Raw genomic sequence first — 18,709 nt, 5'->3', positions numbered from 1 at the left:
GCCGTCGACATCGTCGACGAGATCCTCGCGACGGAGGTGCTCGCACGGATCCCCGAGGACCCGGCGGTCGCCCGAGCGAGCACGGCCGGAGAGCCGCTGACGACGTTCGATCCGAACGCACCGGCGAGCTGCGCGTACCGCGAACTGGTCCGGACGCTGGCCGGCGTCGACGTCGCGGAGCCGGAGGGGCGAGCGGAATCGGAAACCGAAGCGGACTCCGAAACCGAAGCAGCACCCGAAACCGAAGCGGACACCGAAACCGAAGCAGCACCCGAAACCGAAGCGGACACCGAAACCGAAGCAGCACCCGAAACCGAAGCGGAATCGGAAGCGGACGCGAAAACGGAGTCGGAAGCGGATTCGGGTGGGAGATCGGATGCGGAGGTCGAACGGGGGATCGATGAAGACACCGATGGCGACGACGACGCGGACGACGACATCATCGTCGCGGAGTCGGAGACGCTCGTCGAGGACGCCGAGGACGCCGGGAGCGACGTGGATGACGCGAGCGACGCGGACGACGCGGATGACACGAGCGACGCGGACCTCATACCCGACGACGCCGGGAAGCGCGACGCCGACGAGACCCGGGAGGTCGCCGAGGACGAGGGATCGAACGAACTCATCGAGGAGGCGGAGCCGGCCGACGACGACGCGGAAGACGACGATTCCGACGACTTCGACGAGGACGACCTCGCCGGCAGCGTCCCCTTCCGCGACGACGACACCGGGACGATGGAGACCGCGCTCACCGGAGCGGGAGACGACGGTCGCGACTCGGACGACGGCCGAGACTCGAACGAGGACCGAGACTCGAACGACGACGGTACCGGCGAAGCGGAGACGGAGGACGACACGGACGACGAGGACGAGAGTAGCGGGTTCTTCGGTCGACTGCTCGGGCGGTGACTCCCGGGCCGGGACCTCCGTCCCCGGTTATGCTTCCGACGGCGCTTCCGCGCGGTCGCGGATCAGCTCGCGGATCGTCTCGGGGTCGCTGACGCCCTCGATCTCCTCACAGGAGACGATGGCGGTGCCGTCGACGGACTCCCTGTCCTCCGATTCCTCGGTGAAGTACACGGAGCGGGTGTGTGCCACCTCGCCGATGGAGGACATGATCCGCGCGCGCTTCTTCGCGGCCGGGGTGAACGTCGAGTGCCCGGTGAGCAGCCGCGTCACGGGGTCGTCCTCGTCCTCCGAGACGGCCTTGAACGGCGCGCGCGCGGTCGGGTGAACGGTGAAGCCCGCGCTCGTGAGCACGTGGACGACGTGTTCGTCGTCGGGGTCGGCGTCGGGCGCGGAGGGGGTCGGGTCCGCGTCGCGGACGTCGTCGGCCCCCTCCAGTACGTCCACCGGGCTGGAGAACGGCTCGTCGAACAGCTCCTCCAGCTGGATCGCGACCTCGATGGAGGCGTTCATCCCGTCCTCGTACTTCGAGACGGTTCGTCGGGAGACGCCGAGCTCGGTCGCGAGCCGGCCGAGCGACCAGCCGCGCTCCTCGCGCTCGTCCGCCAGTAGGTCGCCGTCGAGACTGACGTAGAGGCCGCCGGGGGCCGCGTAGATGAGCGGCGGCATCCCCTCGATGAACAGCTCGTAGGCGGTGTCAGGGTTGACCACCGGCACGCCGTGTCTGAAGTAGACGACGCCCGGCTTCAGTTCCTCGTCGCGGGTCCGGATCCCGATCACCATCGGGGTCGCCTCCAGGTACTCGCCGAGCCGGCGCATCTCCGCGCCGGTCGCCGCGTCGAGCGCGTCGACGTTGCCGAGTATCTTGAGGAGCAGCAGGTCCTCGTCGCGCCGGACGGCCACGTCGAAGCTCTTGGGCCGGACCGCACACCGGTCGCTGACGAGGAACCCCGCGTCCTCCAGCATCGCGGTGACGTTCTCGATCAGCGCAGTCCGGGACATACCCGAGATAAGCGGCTCGGCGCATATATACGTTGTGTCGACGATCTCCGCCGATACCCGTGCCACCTTGCGTTTTTCTCGAGCACGATGGACGACACGATTATATACGAGTTCACGCCGACCCCGGCCTCGTGACCGCGCCGTCGAAACCGGGTCGAAACCGGCTTGTCCGCCGACGCGAAACCCCGACCATGCCGATCGTCGCCGTCGACGACACCGACTCCCGGGACCGCGGCATGTGTACGACGTACGTCGGGGTCCGGCTCGGAGAGCGGCTCGAGGCGGCCGGCGGGCACGTGTCGCGGCGGCTGCTCGTGCGGCTCAACCCCGCGGTGAAACACAAGACGCGGGGGAACGCCGCGGTCGCGCTTCACGTCGGCGACCTCGCCGCCGACGAGGCGTTCGAGATCGCCGGGGAGACGGTTCGGGAGTTCGCGGCCGCCGAGGACCCGCGGACCTCGCCGGGCGTCGTGGCGGCCGACGCCGCCCTCGACGGCGGCGACGACGCCGACTCGTTCGTCGACGGCGCGGGTGGCCTCGCTGGGCGGATCCCCGCCGACGTCGCGTCCTTCGCCCGCCGGGCGCTCCGGGAGCGACTGGAACTCGCCGAGGCCCTGGAGATCGCGGACCGACACGGCTTCCGCCACGCCGGGTTCGGTACCGGCGGCGCGGACGGGGACGAGACGCCGGGTCGCGGGCGGATCGGCGCGCTCGCCGCGGTCGGCGCGCCCGCCGCCCACGACGAGTGGACGTTCGAGCGGATCTCCTACCGCGAGCTCGACCGGTGTGGGACTCCCCGCGAGGTCGACGCCGAGAGCGTCTTCGCCGCCGCCGCCGAGGGATACCCGACCGTGTGGGACACCGTCGACCGCGGGACCGGCGAGGTCGTCTGCGTCCCGAACGCGCCGGGGCCGATCCTCCACGGGATCCGCGGGGACGACCCGGGCGCGTGTCGTCGGGTCGCCGACGCGATCGCGAGCGAACCGGTCGAGCGCGCCGCGACGTTCCTGACGAACCAGGGCACGGACGCCCATCTCGCGGACGGGACCCTCGGCGACCTGCGCGACGGCGCGGGCTATCGCGTGACCGCCGTCGTCGCGGACGACCCGGAGACGAAACGGGGGGGACACGTCCACGTCGAAGTCGCCGCCGGCCTCGATTCCGGTCCGGAACTTCGGGCGGTCGCGTTCGCGCCGACCGGGCGCTTCCGTGATCGCGTGCGCGCGCTCCGTCCGGGCGACCGCGTGACGCTCTGCGGCGAACACGAGGTCCGCGAGGGCGAACCGGGGCCGACTGGAACCCTGAAACTCGAGAAGTTCGCGGTCCGCGACCTCGTCCGGACGGAGCCGGCGACGCCGACCTGTCCGGAGTGCGGGCGGACGATGTCATCGGCCGGGCGAAACCAGGGGTATCGCTGTCGTGACTGTGACACCGCCGCGCCGGGGAAGGTCGAGGTGGCGATCGACCGGGAGCTCGAGCCGGGGTGGTACGAGGTCCCGCCGAGCGCGCGCAGACACGTCGCGAAGCCGCTCGTGCGGGGCGGGTTCGACGCGCCGACCTATCCGGAGCGGTAGCGGGGGGCCTCGACGGAACGGTCCGTCGCGGCCGACACCCGCGCCAGCCGAGCAGTTAACACGGATCGTCACGTCCGCCCGGACGATGGCAGGGATCGTCTTCTACGCGACGGAGAACCACGACACGGTCGTCGACTTCTATCGCGAGCGACTGGGGATGGACCGCTGGCTCGAACAGCCCGACTGTACGATACTCCGCCACGGGAACCTCCTCGTCGGGTTCTGCGACCGGGACCGGACCGACGACTGCGGGATCGTGACCGTCGTGTATCCGGACAGCGAGGGCGTCGACGACGCCCACGACCGACTCGGCGACGCCGTGGAGGAGGAACCACACGAGAACGAGACCTACGACATCTACCAGTTCTTCGCTAGGGACCCCGACGGGCGGACCGTCGAGTGTCAGGCGTTCCTCGACGACGACGTGGAGATGCCGGGCGACGTGGAACTGCCCGACGACGACGTGGAACCGTCCGACGACGACGTGGAACCGTCCGAACGCGGAGACTAGTCCTCGAGGTCGTGTTCCTCGCGCCACGCGGCGGCCCGATCCTCGGCCGCGTCGCGCTCGTCGAAGACCACGCGGTCGTACGCGCGGTCGTCGTCGGCCTGTTCCATCACGTCGAGACGCATGACGAACCGGCCGTCGCCCCGCTCGCGGAGCCGAACCGTGGCGTACCCGTCAGAGCGCTCCCACTCCGTGACCGTCGCGTCCTCCCGCTTCAGAGACCAGCCCATGTCGGGAGACAGGGTCGAGTACGGCTAAAGCGCGACGGTCTTCCACACGCCTCTCACAGTGCCGCGAGATCTCCCGTGGACCGTCACGGATCCCGGCGCGAACCGTGGCGGAGTCGGGCGCGGAAGGTGACGGATCTAGGCGTCGCCCGTTGTCCGTGCCTCGTCCGTTCCGGGTCCAGCGGTGTACGAACAGGCGGGACACACCGCGTACCCGAGGGCGTCGTAGGACACCGACGTCGACGGCGCGGTGGCCGCACAGTCGGGACAGCGGAACGTGGAGGGCTCGGTCCCGTCGCCGAAGTCGAACGCCGTGGAGTGATCGGTCGCCATGCCCCATCCGACGGGGAACGTCCCTATAGTTACGACCCGCTTGATGGGGCGGTAATCACTCCCTGATTTATATACCCTCGACGGTCCGAGTGCGTGTATGACCGACGACGCGTACGCGACCCGTCGTGAGCGGGCCGGAGAACGGCTCCGGGCGATCGGGGCCGACGCCCTGATCTGTTTTCCGAGCCGGAACCTCCGATACCTCACCGGGTTCGAGGCCGAGCCGGGCGAACGCCACTTCCTGTTCGTCGTTCCCGCCGAGGGCGACCCGACGCTCCTCGTGCCGGAGCTGTACGGGACACAACTCCGCGAGGGAACGGGCGTCGCCGACGTACGGACCTGGGCCGACGGCGACGACCCGCAGGCCGCGGTCGGCGACCTCCTCGAGGCGCACGACCTCCGTGACGGACGGCTCCTCGTCGACGACACGATGTGGGCGCGGTTCACCCGAGACCTCCGGTCGGTCGCGCCGGGCGCGGAGTGGGGGCTCGCGAGCGAGGCGCTCGCCGACCTCCGGGTCCGCAAGGACGGGACGGAACTGGCCGCGTTGCGGGCGGCGGCCGCGGCCGCGGACGCGACCGTCGAGGACCTCCGAGAGCTCGGCTCCGACGCGGTCGGCATGACCGAACGCGACCTCGCCGGACGGATCGCCGACCGGCTGGCGGCCCACGGCGGCGAGGGGATCTCCTTCGAGACGATCGTGGGCGCGGGCGAGAACGGGGCGAAACCGCATCACGGACACGGGGACCGGGAGATCCGCGCCGGCGACCCCGTCGTGCTCGACTTCGGGACGCGGGTCGACGGCTATCCGTCCGACCAGACGCGGACCCTCGTGTTCGCGGGCGAGCCGCCGGCGGAGTACGAGGCGGTCCATGCGGTCGTTCGCGAGGCACAGGCGGCCGCCGTCGACGCGGTCGAGCCGGGCGTCACCGCGGCCGCCGTCGACCGGGCCGCTCGAGAAGCCATCGAGGCGGCGGGATACGGCGACGCGTTCGTCCACCGGACCGGCCACGGGGTCGGCCTCGACGTCCACGAGGAGCCGTACATCGTGGCGGGAAACGACCGCGAGTTGGAGGCCGGGATGGTCTTCTCCGTCGAGCCGGGGATATACCTCGAGGGGCGGTTCGGCTGCCGGATCGAGGACCTCGTCGTCGTCACGGACGACGGCGCGGAGCGGCTGAACGCGACCGACCGCGGGTGGCGGTGAGGAGGGGGACGGCCGTACCGAAACGGCCCGTACCGAAACCGTTACCATCGACCGACCGGAACCCCGAGCCATGAGCGACACCGACGAGGAGGCCGACGCGGAGGCCGAAGAGGACGCCGAGCCCGCAGTCGAACTCGGCGACGGCCCCGACGTCGCGGGCGAGCCGGTCGCCCGCGTCGCCTCGCGGCTCACGTGGCCCGCGACTCGAAGCGACGTGCGCGCCCAGGAGGGCGACGCCACCGTGCGGACCCCCGACGGACCGACGAGTCTGGACGCCGTTCTCGAGGAGTCCGAGGTCCCCCTCTTCGAGAGCCGCGGCGAGTTCCGCGAGGCGGTCGAGGACGTGGTCGGGAGCGGCCCGGTCGCCACGGAGTGACCGGTTCGGAGAACGGATCGGCCGCGTGAGGGCTGGCCGACACGCACACCCTTTTGTCCGTACCGGCCCCATGGATACCCATGACGCTCCCGTTCGATCCGGACGACCTGGACGGCGACGACTTCGGCGAGAAACGCGCGACCCTCGAGATGGACCACGAGGCGGCCATCGAGCACGTCCGCGAGGTCTGTTCGGACGTGGGATTCGGCTTCCCGGTCGAGTTCTCCCCCTCGGAGATGCTGAACGAGAAGGTCGACGCCGGCCGCGACCCCTACTACGTCCTCGGCGCGTGTAACCCCGCCGTGGCCGACCGCGCGCTCGACGCCACCGACGGTCGGATCGGCTCGCTGTTCCCGTGTAACATGGTCATCGAGCAGGTCGAACCCGGCACGCAGGTCGTCCACCACGTCTCGATCATGAAGATCGCGCGGCTGCTCGGCCTGCCGAGCGACGACGAGGAGATGGACGCGATCGTCGCCGACACGGGCGAGATGGTCGAGGAGGTCTTCGACCGCCTCGAGGACTGAGCGGCCTCCGACACTTCCGGCGACCGTCTTTCCGTCCGACCTCCTGACGGCTCACCCGTCGTCCGACTACTCGGCGGCTCACTTGCCGTTCTCGACGCGCTCGCGGAGCCGGTCGACCTCGGATTCCAGCTGTTCGACCCGGTCCTCGAGCGCTCCCCGTCGACGGAACAGGAGGAACACGACCGCCACGCCGATCGCGACGGGCGCGGCGAGCAGCAACAGCACCAACGCGAGGATCACGAGCTCCGGACCGCCCGGAACGCCGAACTGTGCGGGGAGGGCTGAGAGCATGCCGACCTCCTCGTCGGGACGGAACAAAAGTCCTCGGGCCGGGAACGCTCTACTCGTCGCGGCCGGCGAAGTCCGCGAGGTTCGCCTGGAGCCCGGCCGCCATCGTCGACTTCCGCCGGAGGCGACCGAGCGAGATCGGCAGGTGCTCCGTGACGCCGCGGACCGCCTCGCCGAACGTCTCCGCGGTCCCGTGTTCGCCGGCGAACGCGTTCCGGACGGCCTCGCGCACCTGCCAGACGCCGACCGGTCCCCAGTAGTCGTCCGAGACGTGCCGGCAGACGAGGACCTTCGCCTGCCGCCCGCGCTCGTGGAGGTGTTCTAAGACGCCGAGACGGGCGGCGTAGTACGCGCCCGCGGTCTCCTCGACGTAGCCCGTCCGTCCCTCGCGGCCCTCGCTCGCGGCCGCGAGGTAGACGCCGGCGTCGGGGTCGGGGTTCCAGATCGAGCCGGGCGCCTTCAGTTCGACCAGCTCGTACTCCCAGTTCCCGGGCACGAGGACGACCCAGAACGCGTTTCCGAGGTACTCGTTGCGGTGGACCTCGATCCGGTCGATCGAGGGGGCATCGCGGATCGATCCGCGGAGGTACGTTCCGACGGTGTCGTCGACGGCGGTGATCGACCAGCGGGTCGGCACGAGCCGTCGGTCCTCCCCGCGCCCGAGCGCGCCCGCGGAGAGGATCGTGTTGATCGCGTACACGTCGAACCCGCGGCGGTAGAGGTAGGTCATCGCGCCCTCGGCGCGCCAGTCGTCGTCCTCCAGCGTCTTCTTGACCGGCCGCGGGACGTGCGGGTTCTCCCCGAGCGACGCGTCCCGCGCCGCCGCCCGCGGGCCGGTCGGCGTCTTCACGTCCTCGACGCCGACCTCGAAGTCGAGGTCGGGAGTGCCGTCGAGGCCGATCTCGACGTCGACCGGGCGGTCCGCGATCGCGACCTCGCGTTGGACGCCGAGCCAGCCGTCCCACGCGTCGTGGACGCCCGGCTCTCCCCCGATCCCGGCGTCGTTCACGTCGACGCCGCGGTTGGCGTTCAACAGGCTGGTCCGGCGCTCGAAGACGTCCGCGATCGACACGCCCTCGTCGTACCACGCGCCGGAGGTCCGGAAACTGGCGGCGCGCTCCTCGCGGCCGACCGGCGAGAGCAGTCCGGTCGAGACGTTCGGGTAGTCGGAGCGGCCGACGAAGATCGACGGCGAGACGCTGCCGACGACCGCGTCGTCGGAGACCTCCGCCTCGAACCGGCGCTCGAAGGAGTCGAGATGATCCAGGATCCCGTAGTCCTTCTCGCGAGCGAGCCGCCGGCGCTCGGCGCGCTCGTTCGTCTCGAACTCGAGGTACTCGTCGAGCCGCATTCGTCCGACCTTGACGGCGCGCGGGCTTGAACGTTGCTTCGGTCGCGGCTCGCGGATCCGACGTGAGAGACGTCTCGACTTCGCCGTGCGGTGGTGTCGCCGGCGCTTTGCGCCGGCTTCAAGCGAGAGGTTCGCTCTCGCCCTGCGTCCGGGAGCGGGCCGACGGCCCGCGACCGGCCCGCGAGGGAGTCGGTCGCCGGAGGCGACCGACGAGGCTGGGGAGGCGTGAGGTACGGGGCTGTGCGGTCAGGGTGGGACTCAAAGGGGCAACCGCGAGGACGACGGCGGCCGACGCAAGGACCGCAACGAGGGAGCGAGTGAAACGAGCGACCGAGTGAGGAGCACAGCGAGCGTACGGCCTCCTCGCGGCTGGGGCTTTGGAGGTGTTCTCCGCGGGAGCAACAACGGATAGCCGAGCGGCTGGATCTCTGGAGGCGTTCTCCGCGAAAGCAACGACAACGAAGCAATGAAGACGGCTGCGCGCTGCCAGTAGCCGATCTAGGCGTGAATGCCCATCGCCTCGATCTGCTCCTGATAGCGGTTGCGGATGGTGACCTCGGTGACCTGGGCGACGTCGGCGACCTCGCGCTGGGTCTTCTTCTCGTTACAGAGAAGCGAGGCGGCGTAGATCGCCGCCGCGGCGTACCCGGTCGGGGACTTCCCCGACAACAGGCCCTGTTCGGCGGTCGTCTCGATGATCTCGTTGGCCTTCGACTGGACCTCCTCGCTGAGGCCGAGCTCGGAGGAGAACCGCGGGACGTACTTCTGGGGGTCGACCGGGCGCATCTCCAGGCCGAGCTCCTGGGAGATGTAGCGGTACGTCCGGCCGATCTCCTTGCGGTCGACCCGCGAGACGTCGGAGATCTCCTCGAGCGAGCGGGGGATCCCCTCCTTTCGACAGGCGGCGTACAGCGCGGCGGTGGAGACGCCCTCGATGGAGCGCCCGCGGATGAGGTCCTCGTTGAGCGCGCGTCGGTAGATGACGGAGGCGACCTCTCGAACCGATCGGGGAACCCCGAGGGCGCTCGCCATCCGATCGATCTCCGAGAGGGCGAACTGGAGGTTCCGCTCGCCCGCGTCCTTCGTCCGGATCCGCTCCTGCCACTTGCGCAGCCGGTGCATCTGCGAGCGCTTCTTCGAGGAGATGGAGCGCCCGTACGCGTCCTTGTCCTTCCAGTCGATCGTGGTCGTCAGCCCCTTGTCGTGCATCGTCTTCGTCGTCGGCGCGCCGACGCGGGACTTCGACTGCCGCTCGGAGTGGTTGAACGCCCGCCACTCCGGGCCGGGGTCGATCTGCTCCTCCTCGACGATGATCCCGGTCTCCTCGTGTATCAGTTCGCCGTCGGCCGTCCGGGTGAGCTCCGCCGGGTCGAGGTCGTCGGGGTCCAGCTCGTCGGGATCGACCTCCTCGATGTCCACCTCGTCGGTTTCCGATCCCTCCGCGTCCTCGTCCCGCACGCGCTGCCGGTCGTGATCCCGTTGCCGGGTTGGCCGTGTCATCGCATTTATATACTAAGCTGTCCGATTGACTTAAAAGTTCGTGAGCGATCGGATCCGGGAGACGGCACGGAGGTACGGGACGGCGGGGACGCGAGGGCGCGTGGCGGCGTGGCGGACCCGCGCGATGGCGTTCGGACTCGCGGACGGACAACGCTTTGGGCCGCCGGCACCGACCCCCGAGGAATGCCGACGATCGACTGCGATCCGGCCGACGCGCGGGCCCGCTTGGAGGACGCCGGCGTCCGGATAGCGGACGGGAACACCCCCCACGAGCGGTGGCGCGCCGAGCGGGAGGGTGCGGTCGCCGTCGCCTACGAGGACAAGGTGGTCGTCCAGGGGAGCGACCCGACCCGGCTGAGCAACCTCCTCTCGGCGGGCGGAGGGCGCGCGCACGTCTACTTCGACGGCGCGTCCCGGGGGAACCCCGGTCCCGGCGCGGTCGGCTGGTGTCTCGTCACCGCCGACGGCGTCGTCGCCGAGGGCGGCGAGCGGATAGGCCGCGTCACCAACAACCAGGCGGAGTACGCGGCGCTGATCCGCGCGCTGGAGGCGGCCGACGAGTACGGCTTCGACGAGATCGACGTCCGAGGCGACTCCGAGCTGATCGTGAAGCAGGTGCGCGGCGAGTGGAACGCGAACGACCCGGAGCTTCGCGAGCGGCGCGTGCGGGTCCGCGAGCTGTTGGAGCGGTTCGACCGCTGGTCGCTCGCGCACGTTCCGCGGGAGATAAACGCGCGCGCCGACGATCTGGCGAACGAGGCACTCGATGACGCGAACTGACGACGAGCCACCGGAGTGGGCGAAAGAACGGGCACGGGAGCTGATGGCGGCCGAGGAGGAAGCCGGCCGACCGACCGAAGTCGACGAGAACGGACCCGGGGAACCGGGCGAGGACGACGGGACCGACCGGGTCCCGGACGTCCCTGCCGAGGTCGTCGACGAGGCGGAACGCCTCACCCGACTCGCGCGGGAGGCGGTCGACCCCGCGGCCGTGGAGGAGTACCGCGACCGCCGGGACGAGCTGGCGGCCGACCACGAGTACACCCCGCGGCTCCGCGAGGAGGACGACACGCTCGTGTTGTACCCAGAGGAGTGGATGGAGTCGGGGACGGTCCAGTTGGACCGGATCGAGGACACCGACCGGGCCGTGGAGGTGTCGCTCTCGGGGCCCGGCGACGCCGACCGCTATCGCGAGGTCGCCGCCTACAACGACGCGGTCGTCGACGCGATCGCCGACCGGGCCGACGAGGTCCACGTCGAGACCGCCCGGAGCTTCGCGGCGTTCATGAGCAACCACTACGTCCGGACGGTCGACGACGCGACCCCCGAGATGCGCGCGGAGTTCCGCGAGGAGTTCTTCCCGCGGAACGCCTGGCCGACCGACGAGCAGCGGGCGGTCCTCGAGGAGTCGCTCGAGACGATCGAGCGGGTCGCGACCGCGATCGACGAGCCGGAACCGTAGCCGCGGCTCGCCGGGCGAAAAGACGAGTCGAGTCGGCTCACGCACCGAGCGGGACTTACTCCTCGATGAGCGCCCGTACCTCGGCCGCACGGGAGTCGTCCGTGACGAACCGGTCGAGTACCCACTCGAGCTGGCCGAGGACGACGTCGTGGCCGGCGTCGGTGAGCGCGTACTGGTTCGTGCGCTTGTCGAGTTCGCTCTTCTCGATGAAGCCGTCCTCGACGAGGTCGTCGAGGTTCGGGTAGAGCCGGCCGTGGTTCACTTCCGAGCCGTAGTACGCCTCGAGCTCGCGTTTGACCGCGAGCCCGTACATCGGCTCCTCGGCGAGGATGGTCAGGATGTTCTGTTGGAACGCGGTCAGGTCGTGTGCGGTCGTCGACGCCTCGGAAACGGATCGTGCCTCTGACATGCCTGAGAGAATGGTTCCCTGACTTATAACCTTTCTCAACGTTCATAGGATTTATGCGCTTTCAGCGACCGGAATCCGCTCGAATGGGTGTTTCAGTCGATCGGACCGCCGTTCCCGCGGGATCCGGTATCCTCGTCACGGACCGCGATCCGTCGCCGTCACTTCGGTCGAGACGGTCGTCGTTCGATGAAACCGGCGTTTCGGTGACGGATCCACAACGGTGATCGAACGGGAAACGACCTCCCGTGTTCCCCTCGAGCGCATCTCTCGAACGGTCCCGGAGGATCGTGTGCGAATCGCGTGAGAATACCGGAGCCGAGGCGTCAAGGAGCCCGACGCCGTCACGGACTCACTCCGCGATCCCGTGCCGAAGGCCGACTCCGCGGTCCCGTCCCGAAAGGATTTTCCACGCGTTCGTCGCAGTGTTCGGTACATGGTAAACCTCTGGGAGGACCTCGAGACGGGGCCGGACGCCCCCGACGAGATCTACGCGATCGTGGAGTGTCTCAAGGGCGAACGCAACAAGTACGAGTACGACAAGGACGTTCCGGGCGTCGTCCTCGACCGGGTGCTCCACTCGAACGTCCACTACCCGTACGACTACGGGTTCATCCCGCAGTCGTACTACGACGACGAGGACCCCTTCGACGTGATGGTGCTCGTCGAGGACCAGACGTTCCCCGGCTGCGTGATCGAGGCCCGTCCCGTCGCGTTGATGAAGATGGACGACGACGGCGAGCAGGACGACAAGGTGATCGCGGTGCCGACCGAGGACCCGCGGTTCGACCACATCGAGGACCTCGAGGACATCCCCCAGCAGATCCGCGACGAGATAGACGAGTTCTTCTCGACGTACAAGAACCTGGAGGAGGGCAAGGAGGTCGAGACGCTGGGCTGGGAGGACAGCGCGACGGCGAAGGAGGCCATCGAGCACGCCCAGGACCTCTACGACGAGGAGTTCGGAGCCTGAGAGTTCGGGGCCTGAGTGTTCGAAGGCCGAGGATTCGAAGCCCGAACGCGGGTCCGAGCGACCCCGTCTCGACGGCGAGATAACCGGCACGTATGACCCTCTCGTCGCCGATGTGTTATGCGCATGGGTAATTTTTAGAGGCCGGAGCCGGTAGTATCGGACGGAACCATGACGCCCACCACCTCGTCGTTCGGCATGGATCACCCGACGGTCGTGCCGGTCAACTTCGACCCGGAGCGGCGCGACCGGACGGACGATCGCGAGTCGGACGTCGGCGGAACCGCCGACCGATAGTCCTTCGCCGCGGACGGTTGCGGGACGACCTCCGTCACTCCCGAGTCGCCGAGGACTCTTGGACCACCGCCGAGAGCAGAGTGGCCCCCTCGGTGAGCGTCTCGAGCCGGTCGTCGGCCCACCGGACCACCGTCTCGTCCGTGGACTCGAACACGCAACGCGGGTTGTTGTGCTCGTCGTAGGCGACCACGCAGGCGACGTCGTCGTACCTGAACAGCCCGTACTCGATCGGGTCGGCCGAGACGTACACCGTCGCGCGTTCGTCCGACAGCGCCCGGTCGGTCGCGGGTCCGAACTCCGCGATCGACGTCTGTAACACCTCCCGGTCGATGATCAACTCGATCTCCGCGCCCTCGTCGATCGCGGCGCCGGCCGCCTCGTTGTACTGGGTCGTGACGATCGGCGAGACGGCCCGTATGTCCGACCCGCGAGTCGTACGGATCAGTTCCACCACTCGGTCGAGCGCGGCCAGCGGGTCGCGGTCGGTCGCCGCGGTGAGGTCGCCCGTCTCGAGCCCGGCGGCGGGGAAGTCCGCGCCAGCCCGCTCCAGGTCGGCGGCGAACCGTCCGTAGCGGTCGGCGCGGTCGATCTCGGAGAGCAACCCCTCGTAAGCGTCGTGGACGCGCTCGCCCGTCGGCGTCACGTGGTAGGCTCCCTCGCGTTTGACGACCCATCGTCGCTCGCGGAACCCCGCCAGGATGCGTTGGACGGTGGTCCGCGTCGCGTCGACCGCGTCGGTCAACGAGGCCGGACGTCGCGGCTTCCGGTCGAGCGCCCGGAGGATCGCGACCCGTACCGGCGATCCGGCGAGATACCGTGCGTCGTCGTGTCCGCTGTCGGACGCCATCGTCTGTCACGGAGGTACGACCACCCGCGTGATAACCGTGTCGTCGGGGCGAGCACCGGCGGGAGCGTCGCGAACGAGTTTATTTCGATCATCATATGATTCAAACATCTGAAACATAACACTTCGCATAAGACTAGAACTTAATCTCACGCGCATTTTGGTGTAATATGCCCGAAAGTGTTGCGGCATACCTGGCAGAGCACCCGAAGATGACCGGCGTCCTGTTCACCGCCATGCTGCTGTTGACGCAGGCGGCCCCCGCGGCGGCGAACGTGGCACAGGCTAACCCCGGCCCGTAGAGCGGAAGGCGGCTCAAAGCGGGAGCAACTCGTCGCTCCAGTGGAGTTCACCGTCATAAAAAACTGGAACCGTTTCGAGCTGAAGCAGACTGGTAAGTTGCTCGGAACTGATTCCGTGTATTTTCGCGTCAGTCGGAACCGAATAGTTCGTTGAGACGTTCTCGATCGTGGGACTGTACATCGTTCCGACGCCGTACGGTCCGTTCGGATACGCCGACATCGTGAAATCCAACTCGGAACCGTTCGATTCGATGTCGATGACGGCCGCGATCCCGCTCCGGCTCTGACAGATCGTGGTCGCCCCGTCGCCGACGACGATGTACTGGTGGCCGGTGAGCAGTTCCCGCTTCGCGACGTGGAGGGCGGTCCGGAGGTTGAACCCGCTGTTCATCAGCCGGGCGACGATCCGACCGAGCTTCGTCGCCGGCGAGTTCGCGACGTCGCTGAGCGTCACGATCCCGCCGCGGCCCCCGCGGTGGATCAACGCCTCGCCCTGCTCGTACGACTGACAGGCGTTCAACAGGAACGCGCTGACGTTGACCCGGAGGTCCTCCTGCGTGAGATCGAGGTAGTCGTCGGTACACTGCATTCCGCGGTCGTCGACGTGACCGACGTAGTGGAGGAAGTCCACGTCCGAGGCGAGCGCCTCGCGCATCTCCGCGCGAGTGAGGTCGTGGCGCACCTCGATGTCGAACTGGACCATGTCGCGCAGCCCGTAGAGCTCCGAGACCTTCCCCTCCTCGCGCATCTGCTCGTCGTTACAGACGACGAGCACCGAGATGCGCGACTGCTCGACGGTCCCCGTCTCCAGCCGCCGCCGGTAGGCGTCGAGCGTGGCCTTGTTGGCGTCGAGGGGGACGCCGTCGCCGACCCATGCGTGTTCGACGGTCTCGACCGGCTCGGGTCGGACGAACCCGGTGGAGCCGAGCGCGGTTCCGCGGTCGCCGGGGGCGTCGGCCCCGCGCGGGTCGGCCTCGCCGGCGTCGGCTCCGCGCAGGTCGCTCCCGTCCGCGGCGGCGGTCCCCGCGTCCGTTCCACCGCGAACGAGCGTCCCCGGACCCGGTTCCGGTGCCCGGAGGAAGCCGACCCCGCCGCCGGGACCGGACTCCGCCGGGGTGGCCGTCTCCGGCGACCGGACGATGGAGAGCTCCCCGGCCACGAACGGGAGCGACTCGACGTTGTCGGGGTCGGGTCGAACGTCGGTCGTGAGCGTCCACTGTGGAAGCTCGGGTTCGATCCCGGCGAACGGCACCTCCAGGTACGTCCCGAGCCGTTCGGCGAGCGGGGCCTCGTACAGCGCGGCCCAGTCGAGGTCGGCCGCGGTCATCTCCCGCTCGTGTAGGTCGACCGGGTAGAACCCCTCCGTCCGGGCGATACAGTCGAAGTGGAACGACTGCCGGAGGACCTCGGCGGCCCGCCGCTCGACGTCCGGCTCGAGGGAGTGTGACCACCCGTCGCCCTCGATCCGCGCGGCGGAGCCCGGAACCACCTCGGCCGCGAAGTAGTACGCGAGGGGAACGACGGGGTAGAGGTCACGGTAAGTGGGTGGCACCACGATCCGCACGCCGCTTTCGGGACGCTCGATCCGGTCCGGAACGCGGAGCCGGTCGCCCGGCTCGATGAGGGGCGGGTGCCCGCGCAGCGTCGGGAACGAGCGTTCCGGGCTCGTCGTCTGGAGCGCCGACCCCAGAAGCGAGACGGCGTCCATCAGCGACTCGGGGTCCGTCGGCGTCGTGATCGTCCCCGCCGGCCGTTGGTGGAGCGACCGGAACCCGAGGGTCACGTCGGTGACCTCCTCGAGGTCGATCCGGGTCGTTCGGTCCGTCGTCGTGACGGAGAACCCGGACTCGAAGTGCGTGTAGAGCTTCGTCGGCGCGGGGTTTATGCCGAGGTGGTACTCCCCGTCGGGCATCGCGAGGTCGTCCCCGCGAGCGAGCAGCGTCCCGTCGCTGGAACGGGTCTCGACCACCGCGATCCGCGGGATCTCGATCGATCCGGTCTCGACGGTCACGCTCGCGTCGACGGGAAAGTAGTGGTCATCGACCGGGGACGGCCGCGGGGTGACCGGCCGATCGGCGTAGAGTTCGAACTGCGTGTTCTCGATGTGGTCCGTGACCGTGAGGCCGGGGGCGTCACACAGCGGGTCGATGTCGATGCTCATGTGCGGTGGGCCGCGGTCGGCCGTCGGCACGCGGCTGGTTACGGTCCGTTCGGCGGAAGCGTGTGTAAACCTTGTGTCGCGGATCCGCTCCCACCGATCCGGTTCGGATCGCCGTCGCCGGATCGGCCGTCGTCGACCGACCGGGCGGGCGGAAACCGCCGCCGACCGAACGGATAAAGGGGTCGCCGACCCACGTCCGCGTAATGATCACGCTGGGTACGGCGCGAGCGCCCCCGGGCGAGACGGACACCGGCCGTCTCGAGGTGGGCGAGACGCGGGACGGGAGCCCCGTCCGGCTCCCCGTCGCCGTCATCAACGGGTCCGAGGAGGGGCGAACCCTCTACGTACAGGCGGTCAGCGACGGCGACGAGCTCAACGGGTTGGGCGTCGTGAACCGGTTCGTCCCCCGGGTCGACCCCACGGAGCTCTCGGGGACCGTCCTCGTCGTCGGGGTCGTCAACTACTTCGCGTTCCAGGTGGCCGAACACCGGAACCCGATCGACGACCGGAAGATGAACCGCGGGTACCCCGGCGACGAGGAGGGGACGACGAGCGAACGGATCGCCCACGCGACCTTCGAGGAGGCGAAACGCGCCGACCTGATCGTCGACCTCCACCAGGGCTCGACGAGCCGCATGATAAACGAGACGCGGGTCCGTTGTGGGATCAGACACCACCTCCACGGGGACTGTCTCGAGCTCGCGAAGGTGTTCGGCTGCGGGCACGTCCTCGACATCAAGGGCCCCGACGGCCAGCTCGCTCGGGCCGGCCCCGATCAGGGCATCCCGACGATAGACCCCGAGCTCGGCGGCTGCGTCGGGTGGGACGAGGAGTCGATCCGGTACGGCGTCGAGGGGACGTTCAACGTGCTCCGCCACTACGGCTTCCTCGAGGGGAACGCGGCGGTGGAAAAGCAGGTCCGTGCCCGCGGGTTCGACCAGTACGGGTCGCCGGCGGGCGGGCTCGTCCGGTTCGAGGCCGAACTCGGCGACCGCGTGTCCGCGGGCGAGACGCTCTTCGAGGTGACCGACGTGTTCGGCGAGCGGAAAGGGCGCGTGACCGCCGACGCCGACGGGGTGTTCTGGCGGACCCGGCGGCTTCCGCAGGTCGCCGCCGGCGAGTACGTCTGCTCCGTCGGCACCAACGTCGACCGCTACTGATGGCGGGTCCGAACGCTCCGCCGGACGACCCGGACTCGACCGACGCCACCCCCACGCCGCGCTCCCTGGCGTGTCCGGACTGCGGAGCGACGTTTCCGGACCGCTGGCGCTGTACGTGCGGCTCCCCGCTCCGGTTCGCCTCCCGCCCCGCTCCCGATGGCGGGCCGCCCGACCCGGACGCGTTCGACGCGCGATCGGGGCTGTGGGCCTTCGAGGGGTTCCTCGCGGTCGGCGACGACCCGGCCGACCGGGTGACCCTCGGCGAGGGAGGAACGCCGCTCGTCGACGCGGACGACGCGGGCGGCACGAGCGGGGACCTCTGGAACGCCGAGTTCAAACTCGAGTACGTCTTCCCGACCGGGTCGTTCAAGGACCGCGGCGCGACGACGACGCTCACGCGCGCCCGCGAGCTGGGCGTCGAACGGGTCGTCGAGGACTCCTCGGGCAACGCCGGGGCCGCGATCGCGACGTACGCCGCCCGCGCCGGGATCGACGCCGAGGTGTACGTCCCCGCCGACGTGAAGGAGGCGAAGCTCCGGGCGATCCGGCGGGCCGGCGCGACGCCCGTTCGAGTGGCGGGCTCGCGAGCGGACGTGACCGACGCGTGCGTCGCGGCGTTGGACGGAACCGACGCTAGCGACTCCGCCTGGTACGCGAGCCACGCCTGGAACCCCGCCTTCTTCGAGGGGACCGCCACCGTCGCCTACGAGATCGCCCACCAGCGCGACTGGGAGGCACCCGACGCCGTCGTGACCCCGCTCGGCCACGGCACCCTCTTTCTCGGCGCGTATCGGGGGTTCGAGCGGCTCCACGAGGCCGGCTGGATAGACTCGGTCCCGCGGCTCTACGGCGCACAGGCGGCCGGAACCGCGCCGATCGTCCGGGAGCTTCACGGTCCCGAGGCGGCCGACCCCGACGGGAAGCGGAACGAGGCGGCTGACGGGATCCGGATCGCCGAGCCGGTGCGACGGGGGGAGATCCTCGAGGCGATCCGCGAGACCGGCGGCGACGCGGTCGCCGTCACCGGGACGGCCGGCGAGGCGGAACTCGACCGGCTCCACGCCGCCGGCTTTTACACCGAACCGACGTGCGCGGTCGCTCCCGCCGCACTCCGAGACCTCCGCGATCGCGGGGCCGTCGACGCCGACGAGGACGTCGTCGTCCCGCTGACCGGAAGCGGGCTGAAGGGCTGACGGCTCGGGACCGGCGAGTCCTCGCCGTCGACGATCTCCCTCTCGCCGTCGACGATCTCCCTCTCGCCGTCGACGATCTCCCTCTCGCCGTCGACGATCTCCCTCTCGCCGTCGA

Annotated in this window: 20 protein-coding genes and 2 pseudogenes; 13 read left to right on the top strand and 9 right to left on the bottom strand. The window is 69.6% G+C overall.

What is annotated here, in order from left to right; genetic code table 11:
* A pseudogene (locus F3H10_RS16170) lies at positions 1 to 909 on the top strand (hypothetical protein); the annotation flags it as partial.
* Positions 910 to 936: 27 nt separating this feature from the next.
* Here F3H10_RS16170 and F3H10_RS15275 read toward each other — a convergent pair.
* A complete protein-coding gene (locus F3H10_RS15275) occupies positions 937 to 1,908 on the bottom strand; it encodes a transcriptional regulator (RefSeq protein ID WP_149785633.1) in 972 nt (323 codons plus the stop codon).
* Between the two features lie 191 nt (positions 1,909 to 2,099).
* On the opposite strand from F3H10_RS15275, the gene F3H10_RS15270 reads away from it, so the two are divergent.
* On the top strand, positions 2,100 to 3,482 hold the full coding sequence (locus F3H10_RS15270; protein WP_149785632.1) for a tRNA(Ile)(2)-agmatinylcytidine synthase: 1,383 nt from the start codon (positions 2,100 to 2,102) through the stop codon (positions 3,480 to 3,482).
* Positions 3,483 to 3,567: 85 nt separating this feature from the next.
* Positions 3,568 to 3,915, top strand: a pseudogene (locus tag F3H10_RS15265) (VOC family protein); the annotation flags it as partial.
* A gap of 74 nt (positions 3,916 to 3,989) precedes the next feature.
* On the opposite strand, the gene F3H10_RS15260 reads toward F3H10_RS15265, so the two are convergent.
* Complete coding sequence (locus tag F3H10_RS15260; RefSeq protein ID WP_149785631.1) at positions 3,990 to 4,220, bottom strand: DUF7543 family protein; 231 nt, start codon at positions 4,218 to 4,220, stop codon at positions 3,990 to 3,992.
* Between the two features lie 135 nt (positions 4,221 to 4,355).
* Entirely contained in the window at positions 4,356 to 4,550 is a 195-nt protein-coding gene (locus F3H10_RS15255; RefSeq protein ID WP_149785630.1) for a hypothetical protein, read from the bottom strand.
* Positions 4,551 to 4,647: 97 nt separating this feature from the next.
* On the opposite strand from F3H10_RS15255, the gene F3H10_RS15250 reads away from it, so the two are divergent.
* The 3 genes from F3H10_RS15250 to F3H10_RS15240 all read left to right on the top strand — a co-directional run bounded on the left by F3H10_RS15250 (position 4,648) and on the right by F3H10_RS15240 (position 6,660).
* Positions 4,648 to 5,757 carry a M24 family metallopeptidase gene (locus F3H10_RS15250; protein WP_149785629.1) on the top strand — a complete coding sequence of 370 codons (1,110 nt, stop codon included), beginning with the start codon at positions 4,648 to 4,650 and terminating at the stop codon, positions 5,755 to 5,757.
* A 70-nt stretch (positions 5,758 to 5,827) separates the two neighbouring features.
* The gene (locus F3H10_RS15245) at positions 5,828 to 6,133 is read left to right on the top strand and encodes a DUF5789 family protein (protein WP_149785628.1); all 306 of its coding nucleotides are present in this window, start codon (positions 5,828 to 5,830) and stop codon (positions 6,131 to 6,133) included.
* 80 nt (positions 6,134 to 6,213) lie between these two features.
* Entirely contained in the window at positions 6,214 to 6,660 is a 447-nt protein-coding gene (locus tag F3H10_RS15240) for a DUF302 domain-containing protein (RefSeq protein ID WP_149785627.1), read from the top strand.
* A gap of 78 nt (positions 6,661 to 6,738) precedes the next feature.
* On the opposite strand, the gene F3H10_RS15235 is transcribed toward F3H10_RS15240, so the two are convergent.
* From F3H10_RS15235 to F3H10_RS15225, 3 genes are all read right to left on the bottom strand, one after another.
* Positions 6,739 to 6,951 (bottom strand): preprotein translocase subunit TatA, encoded by a 213-nt coding sequence (locus tag F3H10_RS15235; protein ID WP_149785626.1) that lies wholly within the window; start codon positions 6,949 to 6,951, stop codon positions 6,739 to 6,741.
* 49 nt (positions 6,952 to 7,000) lie between these two features.
* Complete coding sequence (gene nreA / locus F3H10_RS15230; protein WP_149785625.1) at positions 7,001 to 8,299, bottom strand: DNA repair protein NreA; 1,299 nt, start codon at positions 8,297 to 8,299, stop codon at positions 7,001 to 7,003.
* Positions 8,300 to 8,797: 498 nt separating this feature from the next.
* Positions 8,798 to 9,799: a transcription initiation factor IIB gene (locus F3H10_RS15225; RefSeq protein ID WP_142985279.1), complete on the bottom strand. Its 1,002-nt coding sequence runs from the start codon at positions 9,797 to 9,799 to the stop codon at positions 8,798 to 8,800.
* Between the two features lie 183 nt (positions 9,800 to 9,982).
* On the opposite strand from F3H10_RS15225, the gene rnhA reads away from it, so the two are divergent.
* Together rnhA and F3H10_RS15215 are read left to right on the top strand one after the other, a co-directional pair.
* Positions 9,983 to 10,579 carry a ribonuclease HI gene (gene rnhA, locus F3H10_RS15220; RefSeq protein WP_149785624.1) on the top strand — a complete coding sequence of 199 codons (597 nt, stop codon included), beginning with the start codon at positions 9,983 to 9,985 and terminating at the stop codon, positions 10,577 to 10,579.
* Positions 10,566 to 11,261 carry a DUF7108 domain-containing protein gene (locus F3H10_RS15215; protein ID WP_149785623.1) on the top strand — a complete coding sequence of 232 codons (696 nt, stop codon included), beginning with the start codon at positions 10,566 to 10,568 and terminating at the stop codon, positions 11,259 to 11,261. The genes rnhA and F3H10_RS15215 overlap by 14 nt, the downstream gene beginning before the upstream one ends.
* 55 nt (positions 11,262 to 11,316) lie before the next feature.
* Here the strand turns inward: F3H10_RS15215 and F3H10_RS15210 are convergent, their stop codons facing one another.
* Positions 11,317 to 11,670, bottom strand: coding sequence for a PadR family transcriptional regulator (locus tag F3H10_RS15210; protein WP_149785622.1), 354 nt, complete (start codon positions 11,668 to 11,670; stop codon positions 11,317 to 11,319).
* A 433-nt stretch (positions 11,671 to 12,103) separates the two neighbouring features.
* Here F3H10_RS15210 and F3H10_RS15205 point away from each other — a divergent pair, with 433 nt between their 5' ends.
* Together F3H10_RS15205 and F3H10_RS16475 are read left to right on the top strand one after the other, a co-directional pair.
* Complete coding sequence (locus F3H10_RS15205; RefSeq protein WP_149785621.1) at positions 12,104 to 12,640, top strand: inorganic diphosphatase; 537 nt, start codon at positions 12,104 to 12,106, stop codon at positions 12,638 to 12,640.
* A gap of 168 nt (positions 12,641 to 12,808) precedes the next feature.
* Entirely contained in the window at positions 12,809 to 12,934 is a 126-nt protein-coding gene (locus F3H10_RS16475) for a hypothetical protein (protein WP_262488574.1), read from the top strand.
* Between the two features lie 34 nt (positions 12,935 to 12,968).
* Here F3H10_RS16475 and F3H10_RS15200 read toward each other — a convergent pair whose 3' ends face one another.
* Entirely contained in the window at positions 12,969 to 13,781 is an 813-nt protein-coding gene (locus tag F3H10_RS15200) for a helix-turn-helix transcriptional regulator (RefSeq protein ID WP_149785620.1), read from the bottom strand.
* Between the two features lie 167 nt (positions 13,782 to 13,948).
* On the opposite strand from F3H10_RS15200, the gene F3H10_RS16470 reads away from it, so the two are divergent.
* On the top strand, positions 13,949 to 14,080 hold the full coding sequence (locus F3H10_RS16470) for a DUF7503 family protein (RefSeq protein ID WP_256412448.1): 132 nt from the start codon (positions 13,949 to 13,951) through the stop codon (positions 14,078 to 14,080).
* A 13-nt stretch (positions 14,081 to 14,093) separates the two neighbouring features.
* Here the strand turns inward: F3H10_RS16470 and F3H10_RS15195 are convergent, their stop codons facing one another.
* The gene (locus F3H10_RS15195; RefSeq protein WP_149785619.1) at positions 14,094 to 16,241 is read right to left on the bottom strand and encodes a caspase family protein; all 2,148 of its coding nucleotides are present in this window, start codon (positions 16,239 to 16,241) and stop codon (positions 14,094 to 14,096) included.
* Between the two features lie 203 nt (positions 16,242 to 16,444).
* Between F3H10_RS15195 and F3H10_RS15190 the strand changes: the two genes are divergently transcribed.
* On the top strand, positions 16,445 to 17,401 hold the full coding sequence (locus F3H10_RS15190; RefSeq protein WP_149785618.1) for a succinylglutamate desuccinylase/aspartoacylase family protein: 957 nt from the start codon (positions 16,445 to 16,447) through the stop codon (positions 17,399 to 17,401).
* Positions 17,401 to 18,594, top strand: coding sequence for a threonine synthase (locus F3H10_RS15185; RefSeq protein ID WP_149785617.1), 1,194 nt, complete (start codon positions 17,401 to 17,403; stop codon positions 18,592 to 18,594). The genes F3H10_RS15190 and F3H10_RS15185 overlap by 1 nt, the downstream gene beginning before the upstream one ends.
* The last annotated feature ends 115 nt before the right edge of the window (positions 18,595 to 18,709 follow it).

This window comes from Halorubrum aquaticum (assembly GCF_900113615.1).
Taxonomy (GTDB): Archaea; Halobacteriota; Halobacteria; order Halobacteriales; family Haloferacaceae; genus Halorubrum; species Halorubrum aquaticum.
The sequence above is the reverse complement of the archived record's forward strand: the minus strand, read 5'-3'. Positions and strand labels throughout refer to the sequence as shown.